The organism is Litorimonas cladophorae (genome assembly GCF_014652455.1).
Lineage (GTDB): Bacteria > Pseudomonadota > Alphaproteobacteria > Caulobacterales > Maricaulaceae > Litorimonas > Litorimonas cladophorae.
On sequence record NZ_BMYV01000001.1, the window covers coordinates 1,224,565 to 1,238,854 of the forward strand.

A 14,290-nucleotide genomic window follows, 5' to 3' on the forward strand; every position below is an offset into this window, starting at 1 on the left:
TCGAATTTACTGACGGATTTGGCCGCTAGTATTTGGGGAGAAACTGCATGATATCGAACACAACGCCGCCGTGTGGTTTATCACCGCTTTAGAATGCGCAAGCTGACGCTATATTTCGCACCAGGCGCTTGCTCTCGCGTTGCGCTAATCGCGCTTGAGATGATCGGCGTTGAATTTGAAACCGAACTCGTTTCATTCATGGCGGGCGGTCACAAAAAACCTTCTTTTAAGGCGCTGAACCCGTCATCTAAAATTCCGGTCCTTGTGGCTGATAATACGCCGATATCTCAGAACATCGCCATTTTGACATGGCTCGACGAAACCTATCCCCACGCTAAACTTCTGCCAAAAATGGACTCTGCGCTGGAACGAGCTCAAGTTTTAGGTTGGCTCTCAAAGTTCTCCTCAGACCTGCATCCGCTGGTGTCGCGGATACGAGTTCCACATTTTTTCTGCGACATTGAAACTGGGCCAGAGCGAGTCGCCCAACTCGCGACAAAGACTTTACGAGAGCAACTGGTGTATTTTGAGGACGTCTTGGACAATCAACCTTGGCTAACAGGAACAGATTTCACGATCATTGATGCTTATCTGCATTGGGTCTGGTTCCGAGTTACAGGGGCTGGGTTTGACCCGACGGATTTTCCGAGTATTTCCGCCCACTATGCTAAGACTCTGAAGATCCCGGCCGTGCAAAAGGCTTTAGACCAAGAAAGTCGCGCGGAAGCATATTTGGAGTCACAGGGCCTCAATCCAGAATTTCTGAAATCAAAAATTGCGATGCCACCCCCGCATGCAGATTTTGCAAACACCCATAATTAGGAGGCCCCCTTTGGCCCGAGTAAATGACATACGATTTATCGGTTACGGCGTTTCTGATCTAGAAGCAGAGAAGCGTTTCTACATCGAAAGCTGGAAACTTGAAGAAGTCAAAAGCCCCGACGATATGGTTTATCTCGTCGCACCCGGAAGCACCGCGACATATTCAGTTCGGCTGCGGGAGACCGCGGAGCCAAGAATTGATGTCATAAGCTGGAGCGCGAAAGACCGAGATGAAGTCGACGCGCTCGTTCCTCAAGTTGAAGCCGCTGGCGGCAAGCTCATCAATCAACCCCATGATATGAACACCCACGGAGGCGGTTACGGCTTCAGGTTCTTTGATATGAACGGCTTCACAATTGAGGTTGCGACTGACTTCGAAACGCGTAACCCAGAAGTCCTGAAATCTGGTGAAGCGCGTCCTGAAAAAATCAGCCACGTTGTTCTTCACTCCCCTAATCACAAAGGTTACGTCAAATTCTACGAAGATGCCTTAGGTTTTAAGGTCTCAGATTGGCTTGGGGATTTCATGTGTTTTCTGCGGTGCAATAAATGGCACCATCGGATGGCCATTCTTCCTGGACCGCCAGCGTTTAATCATGTGGCCTATGACGTTCCTGACGTCGACGCGATTATGAAGGGCGTTGCCAGACTGCGGGATACCAATGGCGACATTACTTGGGGCCCAGGACGGCATACGGCTGGGAACAATGTATTCTCATATTACGTCACACCGGCTGGTTACGCCGTCGAATATACGTGCGATCTCGAAGAGGTGGATGACGCAACATGGGAAGCCAAGGTTCACCCGCCGAGCAAGGACGTTATGGATCAGTGGGGGTTTGGTGTCGGCGGTCCTGAGACCATGCCAAAACCTATGCCCGACGCCGGATTATTTAAAGACATTGGAGTTTAACCATGGCCCTCTACGAATTTTTTCCTAATTATATCTGGAACCTCTCTGTCGCGATAGCGGTGGCCAGCGGAGCAGAGCTCGGCGAAATTGTTGACATGTGCGAGCCAATTAAGCGCGCCGCGGACGAAGGCGCAGATGCGGGGACGCCGCAATTCATGAAACAATGGGCGATGAAAGCCGCTACGCTTTCAGAGCTTGCAAGCGAAGACCTCGAACGCGGGCGGAAATTCTCTGCCGCAGAAAAACTACGCAGGGCTTGCTTATATTATACCACCGCCGAGCGTATGCAGAGCGCGACGTCGCCAGAGAAAGCCAAAACCTTTGCCAAGGCCCAAGACGCTTTTAAAAAATATATCGAGTATAGCGGTGAAAATTGTGAGCGTGTTGAAATCCCTTATAAAGGCGCGGTTATGCCAGCGCTCTTCACACGGGCAGAGGGTGTTGAAGGCGAAGCACCCTGCGTTCTTTTCACAAACGGGTTAGACAGCAATAAAGAACTGTTGTTCTGGTCATGGCTGCCCCACGCGCTCGCGAAACGCGGTATATCCACGCTTTGCGTAGATCAGCCTGGAACTGGCGAAACGCTACGTCTTCACAACCTACCTGCCACACCATTTGCGGAAGAGTGGGCGACGCCGTGTTATGAGTATCTAGCATCACGCGATGATGTTGATGCGGATCGCATTGGCGTTTCAGGCATATCCCTTGGCGGGCATTTCGCAGCTAGAGCCGCGGCTTATGAGCCTCGCTTTGCTTCTGGCGCAGTCTGGGGAGCTAATCACAATTGGCACGAAGTCCAAATTGGTCGCCTGGACCGCGAAGGCGAGAACCCTGTCCCACATTATTGGAAGCACGTCTATTGGGTCTTCGGCGCAGATAATAAAGAAGACTTTTTCAAAAAGGTCGAGGGCATGAATATGAATGGCCATATGGATAAAATAAAAATGCCATTCTTGATTACTCACGGCCAGAATGATCGCCAGATCAACGTGAAATATGCGCATCAAGCCTTCGAACAAATGACTAACTCGGTGAAGCCTGAGTTGAAAATTTTCACCCCGCGCGAGGGCGGCATCGAACATGTTGGCGCGGATAACATGTCCTATGGTCGTGACTATATCGCCGATTGGTTTGTTGACACATTGGGTGGGCGTTTGGGTTAAATGCAATCGAGCGCGAACATATCCCAACCAAAACTTCCTCGACTTGAGATAGATCCATTCTCGGAAAGTTTTTTAACTGACCCTTTTCGCTATCATCCGCAGATGCGGGATGTCGGTCCAATTTTCTGGCTCGACTCAATTGGGGCATACGGTGTCGCGCGGCACGAGGAAGTCACCCAAGTTCTGAAAAATCATGAAACTTTCGTTTCAAGTCGTGGAGTTGGACTTGCCGATTTTGCAAAAGAGAAACCGTTTCGACCACCGTCACTTTTATTAGAAGCTGATCCACCACTTCATGATCGCACCCGCAACTTGATGAACCGCATTGTCGCCATGCCGGTCTTGAAGGCCTTGGAAAATGATTGGCGGGGAAAAGCTAAAACCCTGGTTGCAGAATTGATAGAAAAAGACACATTTGACGCCGTAACCGACTTAGCCGAAGAATTTCCAATGCGGGTCTTTCCTGACGCGGTAGGTCTCATGGACGAGGGACGCGACCATCTCCTCACTTACGCTTCGATTGTTTTCAACGCTTTTGGACCAAAGAATGAAATTTTCCATAGCGGCATGGCAGATGCAGATGCCGCCATAAGCTGGGTAACAGAAGCCTGTAAACGAGAAAATTTAAAGCCTGATGGTTGGGGAGAGGCGGTCTTCCAATCCGCTGATCGAGGCGATTGCACTCACGCGGAAGCCGAGCGCCTTGTCCGCTCGTTATTGTCTGCTGGCGTGGACACGACGGTCAACGGGATTTCAAATCTGATGTATGGCTTTACGCAATTCCCAGATGAGTTTGGAAAAATGGACACGAGTCAAAGCTCCACCCGCCGAGCCTTCAACGAGGGATTGCGTTGGCGCTCCACGGTTCAAACTTTTTTCCGCACGGCGGCGCATGAGACATCACTAGCTGGCGTGACGATCCCAGAGGGATCGAAGGTTCTGACATTTCTTGCAGCGGCAAATCGAGACGAAAGGCGATGGGACAATCCAGAGGCTTTTTCTGTCACCCGCAATGCGTCAGGTCATGTTGGTTTCGGTCATGGCATCCATGTTTGCCTGGGCCAGATGGTTGCCCGAATGGAAGCCGATGCCTTGCTCTCGGCCCTACGCGAAAAAATAACAAGGATTACGTCCGCAGGTCCGCCGGTGATCAGGTTAAACAATACTTTGTGCTCAATTGCGAGCCTTCCCGTCAAACTAGAAAAAGTAGGATGAGCTTATGACAAAAGCGCCTTTTCGCCGGATCGTAACAGGTCATAATGCTAATGGAAAAGCAGTTATCCTTGATGACAGTCCTCCGCCGCGCGTGCAACGCATTGGCGGCGATACCGGACCCATGTTTTATGAAGTTTGGAATACAACTGAGACTCCAGCACCTATTGATCCTGCAAGCGGAGAACCTCACGAAGACGGCATTAAACTCGCGCCACCAGCAAACGGTACACGTATCCGCGTTTTGGATATCCCGCCAGATGACGCTAGTTTTGACAGCCTGACACCTGAGGAACGAATTGCCCATTTCGCAGAAATTGGGGCCGGCGATGCTGTCGCGGATGGTGGCAACAGTGAACGTCACGCCCATATGCACAAAACCGAAACGATCGACTATGGAATTGTGCTTGATGGCGAGATTGTTCTCATAATGGACGAAGGGGAAACTCTCTGCAAAACTGGCGATATCATTATCCAGCGGGGAACTAACCATGGATGGGCTAACCGCTCTGATCGCGATTGCCGCATTGCCTTTATCCTTATCGACGGAAAATTTAGTCCCGAACTCGCCTAGGCTGGAAAACCCAAGATTATGAAACTCGCCACCCTAAACTCTGATAGCCCTGATGGACGACTTGTCGTCGTGTCCGAGGACAACACGCATTGCGTGGCGGCCGATGGAATTGCTCCGAACCTATTAGCTGCAGTCGAAGACTGGATAAATGTCGCGCCACAATTACTGGCGTTGTCAGATGCCTTGCGTTCTGGCGAGGTTAAGAACGCAGTGGCCTTCGACCCTGCCTCCGCTCGAGCCCCTTTACCTAGATCATGGCAATGGCTCGACGGGTCAGCCTTTCCGCAGCATGGAGAGTTAATGCAAAAGGCATTCAACCTTCCCCCCATCGATAGTGGTCGCCCACTTATGTACCAAGGTATGTCAGACCGTTTCTATGGGCCATCTGACGCCGTCCCATTTCTATCTGAAAAAGCAGGGATCGATTTCGAAGGTGAATTTGGAGTTATCGTCGATACCGTACCAATGGGCACTTCCGCGAAAGATGCGATGGCCCATATTAAATTGATCGTCCAAATTAACGACTGGAGCCTTCGTGCAGTTGCTCCCGTCGAAATGAAAACGGGTTTTGGCTTCGTGAATGCCAAACCTGCTTGTAGCATGGCGGCAGTCGCCGTCACACCAACAGAACTTGGTGATGCATGGAAAGACGGGCGCGTTCATTTACCTTTGCATGTTGAGTGGAACGACAAAAGATTTGGCGAGGCCATTGGTGATGAAATGGAATATGGATTCCATGAACTCGTCGCTCATGCTGCAAATTCTCGCGAGCTAGTCGCGGGTACAATTATTGGCTCAGGGACTGTTTCCAACAAAAACTATGCAGATGTCGGATCGTCCTGCATCTCGGAACGTCGCGCCATTGACATGATCGATTTTGGGGAAGCTCGAACCCCCTTTATGTCTTTTGGCGACACAGTTCGAATGGAAGCACGTAGCACAGAGGGGCAAGCCCTCTTCGGCCCAATCTATCAAACTGTCATTCAAAACTAGGACCAGTCGATGATGAAGAACGCACCTTCAATACAAGGCCAAGGTAAACCTTGGAAAGTCCTGATTATAGGCGCAGGAATCGGCGGGTTATCCGCTGGCATTGCTTTGCGTAAAAAGGGCTATGATGTCGAAATGATTGAGCGTGATCCACAATGGACCGTTTATGGTGTCGGGATAATCCAACAAAATAATGTCATCCGAGCTATGTATCAGCTTGGCGTGATTGATGATTATATCGACGCGAGTTACGGCTTTGATCACGTGAAAATTTTCGCGCCCACTGGTGCGCAAGTCGCCCACATTCCAATCTCTCCCCTTGTTGAAGGCTACCCTGCAAATGCTGGTATCGCGCGCCCCGCCCTTCAAAAGGTTCTGGCCGAAAGCGCCCAAAAACGAGGTGCAGACATCAGGCTTGGCCTCACGGCAGAAACAATCAATGATACGGGAGATCACGTTGACGTCACCTTTAGTGATGGCTCCAAGGGAAAATATGATCTCGTGATCGGCGCAGATGGTATCTACTCCCAAACGCGAAAAATGCTGTTCCCTGACGCGGCTGAACCACAATATACTGGCCAAGCTGTTTGGCGTTACAACTTTAATCGACCTGATGGCATGGAAGGCCTGCATGCTTATAATGGACGCATTGGCGTTGGGTTGGTTCCGATGTCTGAAGAAAAAATCTACATGTATATCACGACCCCCGAACCGGGAAATCCGCGGTTCGAAATGTCTATTCGCGCGGAAGAGATGCGCAATCGACTACACATGGCCTGCCCAACCCTTCATCACTACGCTGACGAGATAACGGAGAATGAAGGTGTGGTTTACCGTCCTCTCGAATGGTTGATGCTAGAAGAGGATTGGCACAAAGGCCGCGTCGTATTGCTTGGCGATGCGGTGCATTCTACGACGCCGCATTTGGGTCAAGGTGCAGGCTTGGCCATCGAAGACGCGCTTGTTCTAGCGGAAGAACTTGCTGATGCGACAACCCCAGTTGAAGCTTTCAAAAGTTATCGCAATCGCCGTTATGAACGGTGTGACTACATCGTGAAGAACAGCCTCGCCATTTGTATGGGCCAGCTTGGAAAAGGGCCTCTGGTCGATTCAGGGAAAGCAACCGCAGACAGTGTCGCTGTCGTATCTAAGCCGATCTAAGTGTCGGTTGAGGCTTCTCTAGAATTAATAGCCCCTTTCGATCTGACGGGACAAGTTGCAATTGTAACAGGGTCAACACGCGGCATTGGGTTGGCCATAGCGAAAGCCTTTTGCCAAGAAGGGGCAAAATGCGTGATATCCAGTGAGTCATCAGAAGACGTTGAACTCACAATCAGGAGATTAGCGGACAAAGGATATGATGTACTCGGCGTGACTTGCGACGTTACAAAAGACGACGACCAAATAAGTTTAATACACACCACGCTTCGACACTTCGGGCAAATCGATATTTTGGTCTGTAATGCAGGAGTGACGGGCAAGGCAGGGCCTCTCACAACGTCGAACCCAGATGATGATTTACAAGTTTTCGACACCAACCTTCATAGTATGGTGACACTCGCAAAGGCCGCCTACCCAACTCTGAGAACTCAATCATCTGCATCGATAATTCTGATGTCTAGTATTGCAGGCCTACGAGGGAATGCCGTAATAAATGCCTACGCACTTGCAAAAGCTGGTGTTGCTCAACTCGCCAGAAATTTAGCCGTGCAATGGGGACCAGATAATATCCGCGTGAACGCAATCTCTCCTGGGCTTATAGAAACCACTCTTGCACAGCCCCTTACTGGCAATCGTGATTTCCTTGAACGCCGTCTGCAAATGACACCTCTACGCCGACTTGGACAAGTCGAAGATGTTGCTGGCTGTGCGTTATTTCTAGCCTCGGATGCCGCAAGTTTTGTCACCGGTCATAATTTGATCGTGGATGGTGGCACAACCATAACCGATGGAAGCTGATCAACATGCGGGTTATTGTGACAGGCGCGGGTGGTTTCGTCGGGCGGCGTGTCGTCCGGCAGTTAAAAGGTCATGACATTGTCGCCCTAGATACGGATTTAGGCGCTCTATCAAATACGCCAAATATCACTAAACTGAGTGGCGACTTGCGCAGCCCTGAAGTGCTCTCGCGGGCCTTTTCAGGCGGTTGCGATGCAGTCATTCACTTGGCTACAGTCCCAGGCGGCGAGGCAGAAGCCAACCCTGCACTCGCGAAATCAGTCAATGTCGACGCTACGATGGCTTTGATTGATATGGCAGCTAAAGCAGGGGATTGCCCCCGCTTCGTCTTTGCAAGCTCCATTGCAGTCTTTGGTAAGCTTCCCGAAACTCCCGTCATGGACGCGGTACCGCCCCAGCCGGAAATGTATTACGGTGCTCATAAATTCATGATGGAAAATTGGATTGCCACTCTGAGCCGTCGGGGAGATGTTGATGGGATCTCGCTTCGCTTACCTGGTATCGTTGCGCGACCAAAATCTCCATCAGGTATGAAATCCGCTTTTCTAAGCGACATTTTTCATGCCCTTCGAAGTGATCAGGACTTCACGATGCCAGTGGAAAAAGGCGCGAATTCATGGCTTAGCTCTGTTGCGACAGCAGCAAAAAATATCGCACTGGCTGCAACCATAGAAACCAGTGACGTCGTCAATCACAACGCCGTGCTATTGCCTGCAGTAAGGGTCAATATGTTAGCGCTAGAAAATGAAATACGAGATCAAATTGGTGGGTCAACTTCGACCATCCACTATGTGCCCGATGCCGCGCTGCAATCCATATTTGCGGCGCATCCTCCTGTGACGACACCGTCGGCACAAAGGATGGGTTTCATATCAGACATCAATCTAAAAACACTCGTCAACTCTGTCTTATCTGAGAAACACGATGGTTGATATCGGGAAAAAACTAATGCGAAGCGTTCAGGTAAAGCCAAACAGGAAATCAAAATGAGCAAAGTTTATCCAACAGCAACGTCGGCTTTAGAGGGGCTTTGTGTAAACGGCCTTACTGTAATGTCGGGCGGGTTTGGCCTGTGCGGCATTCCAGAAAACCTGATTGCCGCCCTACGCGACAGCGGTGCGCAAAATCTAACTGTGATTTCGAATAATGCAGGTGTGGACGGCTTTGGCCTTGGACAATTGCTAGAAACCAAGCAGATCACGAAAATGGTTAGCTCTTATGTCGGCGAGAACAAAGAGTTTGAACGCCAATACCTCGGCGGCGAACTTGAGCTGGAATTCAACCCCCAAGGCACGCTGGCAGAACGAATCCGTGCGGGCGGTTCCGGCATTCCAGGGTTTTATACAAAAACTGGCGTTGGCACGCTAATCGGCGAGGGCAAAGAACATAAAGAATTTAATGGAGAGACTTATATTTTGGAGACCGGACTCAAAGCTGATCTTGCGATTATAAAAGCTTGGAAAGGTGACGCTGAAGGTAATTTGATTTACAAGGCCACTGCACGAAACTTTTCCCCAATGATGGCGATGGCTGGCAAAATTACGGTTGCAGAGGTGGACGAAATCGTCCCTGTAGGATCGCTTGACCCAAACTTTATCCATACAACGGGCATTTTCGTCCAACGCATAGTTGAAGCTAAATGCGAAAAACGAATTGAACAACGCACAGTACGGGAGGCTTAGGCGATGGCTTGGACACGAGATGAAATGGCAGCGCGTGCAGCACAAGAATTGGAAGACGGTTTCTACGTCAATTTAGGGATTGGTATTCCAACCTTAGTTGCAAATCATATTCCAGGCGGCATGAATGTCACCCTGCAATCAGAGAACGGAATGTTGGGCATGGGGCCCTTCCCAACAGAAGACGAAGTTGATCCCGACTTAATCAATGCTGGAAAGCAAACGATCACAACGCTCCCAAAATCCAGCTTTTTCGATAGCGCCACGAGCTTCGCCATGATCCGGGGAGGCCATATCGATCTGTCTATCTTGGGCGCTATGGAAGTCTCGGAAAACGGAGATATCGCTAATTGGATGATCCCAGGAAAAATGGTCAAGGGAATGGGCGGCGCGATGGATCTTGTGGCCGGTGTAAAGCGCTGCATCGCACTTTTCGATCACACGAATAAGCGTGGCAAAAGTAAATTTATCAAGGCTTGTACACTGCCTCTGACGGGACAGAATTGTATTCATATGGTTGTGACGGATCTAGGCGTATTTGATCGTGCACCTGGTCAGCAACGCTTTCGCTTGAGAGAATTAGCACCAAATGTGACATTAGATGAGATCCAAGCTAAAACCGAAGCTGACGTTATTTGGACCTAAATTCCCAAATAGGAATACCCAATCTATCAATTCACCTAATGCGAGTTATGCCTCAAAACGTTTTTCATAGACTGTTGCGAAAGGTTAGCGTCAAACGAAACCACCAATAGCTTCGCGATTGCGGAGTTACTTCCGAAACCGCTGGAGAGTAAAATGGCTTATCCTTTTTCTACCGAACAAACGATGGTTCGCAATAGGTGGTATATTGCGGCTACCAGTGATGAGATTTCACGCGACCCGATCGAACGGACGATCCTTGGGAAAGTCGTCGCTATGTACCGTAAAGAAAACGGTGACCCTGTCGCCATGTACGGTATTTGTCCGCATCGATACTTCCCCCTCGCGCAAGGTAAGGTGAAGGGCGATGCCCTTGTCTGCGGATATCACGGCTTCACTTTTGACCATACTGGAGACTGCATTGATATTCCATCGCAAGGTATGGGCGCTAAATTTTGCCAACCAACCTACTCGATGGAAGAACGCGGAAACCTATGTTGGATATGGATGGGTGATCAGGACCTTTGCGACACGGCTTTGATACCGCCATACGAGGACTTTGGACTCAACCAAGATGGTTGGTACGATAGTTCGTACAACTATTTTCATATGGCAGGTCGCTATCAACTGCTCATCGACAACCTATTAGACTTAACCCATTTGCCGTATGTCCATCATCATATACCTGGTGGTGACTCTCTCGCGAAAACTAAAAATAGTGACTCAGAGCGGGATGGAATTTTCTATTTTACGCGTGATACGGTTGTGCCTTGGAACCCCTTCCATCAAATGGTCTATGGCGAGTCCGCCAAATATGAAGGCTTAGCGGAGGTCGAAAACGAAACTGCGTTTTATGGCCCAGAGCTCATCCGTACGGGGCTCGGCTTCTTCAGGAAAGTAGAAGGCAGCACCAATATTCCGGCAGAGCTTGGAACCATTCATATTATGCACGGTATCACACCGGAAACAGAGAACTCTGCTCATTACTTTGGCTTCGCAGTCAGGAACTTCAGAATTGGTGACAAAGGATTGGACAACTTTTGGCATGCATCGGATTCGAAAATTCGCGAGCAGGACAAAATTGCGATTGATGCTGTTGAAAAACGCTTGGATGCATCCGTAGAACTTCAAAAAGAGCTACTTGTCAGAGCCGATGCTGGTGCGATCAAAGTCAGAAAACGTGTTCAAGCGATGCTCGATTTGGAAACGAAATAACCTTGATGTCCGAAACCATCTCCACTTGCGGAAATAACCGTAAACCTATCTCCGTTGAACAGCGCGGCAAGAACTTGGTCGTGGATATCCATTGTCATTTAAACATCCCTGCCGCGGATCAATTGATCCGCGCGGAGATAGAAAACCCGCCAAGTCCCATGAAATTCATGTCTAAAGACTCGATGCAGGTAAATGGCAAAATGTTTGGTGGTGGCATCGGTAAGAAGCTGAATGCAATTGATGGTCGCCTTGAAGATATGGACCGCTTGGGCGTCGACGTACAAGCTATCAGTCCCTCGCCTGGCCAGTATTGCTACTATGCCCCGCCGGAGTTAGGCCGCAGTGCGGCGCAGGCGGTCAATGACGGGATAGCAAGCGCTGTCGGGCGTCACCCTGACCGATTAGTCGGAATGGGAACAGTTCCGTTGCAGAACACCGAAATGGCGATCACCGAACTAAAGCGTTGCGTAAACGATCTAGGCCTACGCGGCGTTGAGATTGGCACATATGTTGACGGCACTGAACTCGCTGATGAGCGTCTACGGCCGTTCTTTGCTGCGGCCGAAGAGCTTGGCGTTCTGGTTTTTATGCACCCGCTTGGTTTTTCCCATGGCGAACGTTTGTCTTCGCATTATCTGGACAACATTATCGGTAACCCTATCGAATCCTCAATTGCCTTGAGCCATCTCATTTTTGGCGGCGTACTAGACGCCCATCCGGGATTGAAACTATGCGTGGCCCATGGCGGCGGATATCTACCCAGTTATTGGGGCCGCATGGATCACGCTTACCGTGCGCGCGAGGATTGTCGACGACACATCAGCCGCGAACCATCTAGCTATTTAAAGCAAGTTTGGATGGACACATTGGTCTTCGATCAAGATCAATTAGACTCTCTGGTCAGGACACATGGTGCCGACAAATTATGCCTTGGAACAGATTATCCGTTCGATATGGCGGAGCCTGATCCAGTTGGGTTTCATGACAAATTGAACGAAGCTGACAAAGCTAAAATCGTGGGACTGAACGCTGCAGAGTTGCTAGGGCTGAAAGCAACAAAATGTTGCTAAGTTTAATAGTCTAAGAAAACGGCTAGTAATCTAGGTCTTTCGCAATTTCTTGAAGGCGTCTTACAACCCAGCGAACGGCCTCATCATTAGTGTTTTTCGCAGACCACTGAACCACCTCACGAACTTTTGGGAACTCAAAAGGAAGTTCATATAGGCGGATTGGCAGGGTTGAACTAACTTGCGTCGCGAGACGCCGGTGAATCATTGCGATACGATTGGTTTTAATCACAAATCGCGGTACAGATGCGAAGCTTGGAGCGAAGGCCTCAATATTCCGATTGACTCCTATACGTCTCAACGCAGTTTCATCGAACCCTGGGACATTGTGGTTCAAATGAACCGAAACATGACCAAGTTCTGCGTAGAGATCGGAGGTGAGCTCGTCCTCAATTAACGGGTTTTTATCCCAAGCAATGGCAACAAAGTCTTCTTCAAAAAGAAACTCTTTCGGCAAATCTGCATCCGCTAAGTAGTCGATTAAAATTATAATATCAGCCTGACCACGCGGCAGCATTGTTGCAGGTTCTTCCGCCAAAGGCAGTACCTTAAAGCGCATGTTTGGCGCTTCGCGCGAAAACAGTCCGACCGCCTCAGTCAATAGAACATTCGTGACAGCGTCTATCGAAGCAATAGAGATTGTTCGATCCGATGTCGCAGGGTTGAATTGCTCTGGAGTGATGATTGTTTCGCGAATGAGGTTGAGCGCAGCTTTGACCGGCTCGATCAGGGCCTCGCCTCGCGGTGTACATGTCATTGTCCGACCAGAGGACACCAACAGGTCGTCTTCAAAAAACTCTCTCAAGCGGCTCAATGCAGCGCTTGCGCCCGATTGACTGAGGTTCAAACGCTCAGCCGCAATTGAGACACTTTGTTCTTCTAGCAGTGCATCCAGAACGACAAGTAAGTTTAAATCTAGTTTTTCAAATCGCATATGTGATCACCGCTAACACCAATGATGAAAGGCGGCAATCACATGGCGGTGAAAACTCCCGCCGGGAAGACTAATATCTAGTGTGTTTAGCGCAATGGACCATAGGTTGGCGTTCGTCCACCAGCGTCTTCCGCAATCACTTCGTTCCTCTGTCGGCCAAGATAGGTAATCGAACTTTCGACCACATCCCCAGGTCGCATCCAGCGATTGCCATGGAACGCCCCGTTTCCAGGAGGCGATCCCGTGATTAAAAGATCACCTGGGACAAGCCGCAAGCGCTCTGTACAATAAGAGAGAATTTGCTCTGGTTGGAAAATCATGTCGCTAATCGGCCAGTCCTGCATCATTTTGCCGTTTAGTTTCAATTGAATTTGAACCTTGCTGCGATCAACAAACTCTTTTGGAACTGCAAATGGGCCAAGCGTTTTAAAATTTGGCTGATGCTTGCTGATCCAGTCAAACATGAACCGAACATCAGATCGGCGAAATTCATCCACGGTGCCAATGTCATTGCACATAACATAAGCTGCGATCACATCATCAGTTTCTTCAGGCTTAAGGTAACGACCCGTGTTCTTAGTTATAACGCCGAATTCTAATTCCCAATCCGGGTTTTCGCCAATCAATGGCAGGATAATGTCGTCATTTGCGCCGCAAAGCGAGGAATGAAGCCCAGTCCAGATAAACGGCATGCCCTCAGTTTTACGTTTCTCAACAATCGCTAGGTTCCGGGCGTAAAAGGACTCGTCGCTCTCGCCTGGTTCACGTTGATCTTGGTTGAATTTATTATGCGTCATCATCTCAGCGACATGTGAGCAATAGTTTGAGCCCGCGCAAAGCATGTTTGGATGGGCGACGACGGGCAACGCTTTGAGCTCTTCAAATCTCTGGCCATCTCTGTCTCTTTTCACAGCAAGATCGTTCATACCGTCAACGGCACGATCCCAATCTTCGAAAATTGCGTGCGTATCGTAATATCTGTCAGACAGATCAAAGACTGTTCCGTCTGGCAGAACCATTCCCGGAAAGGGTTTTCCATCTTTGGCTTGGTAAGTACCTACCCCAAAGCTGCCTTCAGCAAGGCCTGTTGCGTCATTAAATCTTGTCATTCGAATTCCTT

At 49.5% G+C, this 14,290-nt stretch carries 15 protein-coding genes; 13 read left to right on the forward strand and 2 right to left on the reverse strand.

The annotated features are described in order from the left end of the window. Nucleotides 1-93 precede the first annotated feature (93 nt). The 13 genes from IE073_RS05815 (at nt 94) to IE073_RS05875 (ending at nt 12,239) form a co-directional block, all read left to right on the forward strand. Nucleotides 94-822 (forward strand): glutathione S-transferase family protein, encoded by a 729-nt coding sequence (locus tag IE073_RS05815; protein WP_189582555.1) that lies wholly within the window; start codon nt 94-96, stop codon nt 820-822. Between the two features lie 10 nt (nt 823-832). Beyond that, nucleotides 833-1,735, forward strand: coding sequence for a VOC family protein (locus IE073_RS05820; protein ID WP_189582559.1), 903 nt, complete (start codon nt 833-835; stop codon nt 1,733-1,735). 2 nt (nt 1,736-1,737) lie between these two features. Beyond that, nucleotides 1,738-2,898, forward strand: coding sequence for an alpha/beta hydrolase family protein (locus IE073_RS05825; RefSeq protein ID WP_189582561.1), 1,161 nt, complete (start codon nt 1,738-1,740; stop codon nt 2,896-2,898). A 102-nt stretch (nt 2,899-3,000) separates the two neighbouring features. After that, nucleotides 3,001-4,113 (forward strand): cytochrome P450, encoded by a 1,113-nt coding sequence (locus tag IE073_RS05830; RefSeq protein WP_233349840.1) that lies wholly within the window; start codon nt 3,001-3,003, stop codon nt 4,111-4,113. Nucleotides 4,114-4,117: 4 nt separating this feature from the next. After that, the gene (locus IE073_RS05835; RefSeq protein WP_189582567.1) at nt 4,118-4,684 is read left to right on the forward strand and encodes a cupin domain-containing protein; all 567 of its coding nucleotides are present in this window, start codon (nt 4,118-4,120) and stop codon (nt 4,682-4,684) included. A gap of 18 nt (nt 4,685-4,702) precedes the next feature. Next, a complete protein-coding gene (locus tag IE073_RS05840; RefSeq protein WP_189582568.1) occupies nt 4,703-5,677 on the forward strand; it encodes a fumarylacetoacetate hydrolase family protein in 975 nt (324 codons plus the stop codon). Between the two features lie 9 nt (nt 5,678-5,686). Next, nucleotides 5,687-6,835: an FAD-dependent oxidoreductase gene (locus IE073_RS05845; protein WP_233349841.1), complete on the forward strand. Its 1,149-nt coding sequence runs from the start codon at nt 5,687-5,689 to the stop codon at nt 6,833-6,835. Then, nucleotides 6,836-7,633 carry an SDR family NAD(P)-dependent oxidoreductase gene (locus tag IE073_RS05850; protein WP_233349842.1) on the forward strand — a complete coding sequence of 266 codons (798 nt, stop codon included), beginning with the start codon at nt 6,836-6,838 and terminating at the stop codon, nt 7,631-7,633. It begins immediately after the preceding gene. A gap of 5 nt (nt 7,634-7,638) precedes the next feature. Continuing rightward, a complete protein-coding gene (locus IE073_RS05855; RefSeq protein ID WP_189582571.1) occupies nt 7,639-8,565 on the forward strand; it encodes an NAD-dependent epimerase/dehydratase family protein in 927 nt (308 codons plus the stop codon). Between the two features lie 54 nt (nt 8,566-8,619). After that, the gene (locus tag IE073_RS05860; protein WP_189582574.1) at nt 8,620-9,315 is read left to right on the forward strand and encodes a CoA transferase subunit A; all 696 of its coding nucleotides are present in this window, start codon (nt 8,620-8,622) and stop codon (nt 9,313-9,315) included. A gap of 3 nt (nt 9,316-9,318) precedes the next feature. Beyond that, nucleotides 9,319-9,957 (forward strand): CoA transferase subunit B, encoded by a 639-nt coding sequence (locus IE073_RS05865; RefSeq protein ID WP_189582576.1) that lies wholly within the window; start codon nt 9,319-9,321, stop codon nt 9,955-9,957. 153 nt (nt 9,958-10,110) lie between these two features. Beyond that, nucleotides 10,111-11,169, forward strand: coding sequence for a Rieske 2Fe-2S domain-containing protein (locus tag IE073_RS05870; RefSeq protein ID WP_189582579.1), 1,059 nt, complete (start codon nt 10,111-10,113; stop codon nt 11,167-11,169). Between the two features lie 5 nt (nt 11,170-11,174). Then, entirely contained in the window at nt 11,175-12,239 is a 1,065-nt protein-coding gene (locus IE073_RS05875) for an amidohydrolase family protein (RefSeq protein WP_189582582.1), read from the forward strand. A 22-nt stretch (nt 12,240-12,261) separates the two neighbouring features. Here IE073_RS05875 and IE073_RS05880 read toward each other — a convergent pair whose 3' ends face one another. After that, nucleotides 12,262-13,170 carry a LysR family transcriptional regulator gene (locus tag IE073_RS05880; protein WP_189582585.1) on the reverse strand — a complete coding sequence of 303 codons (909 nt, stop codon included), beginning with the start codon at nt 13,168-13,170 and terminating at the stop codon, nt 12,262-12,264. 86 nt (nt 13,171-13,256) lie between these two features. Continuing rightward, nucleotides 13,257-14,279 carry a fumarylacetoacetate hydrolase family protein gene (locus tag IE073_RS05885; RefSeq protein WP_189582588.1) on the reverse strand — a complete coding sequence of 341 codons (1,023 nt, stop codon included), beginning with the start codon at nt 14,277-14,279 and terminating at the stop codon, nt 13,257-13,259. Nucleotides 14,280-14,290: the final 11 nt, after the last annotated feature.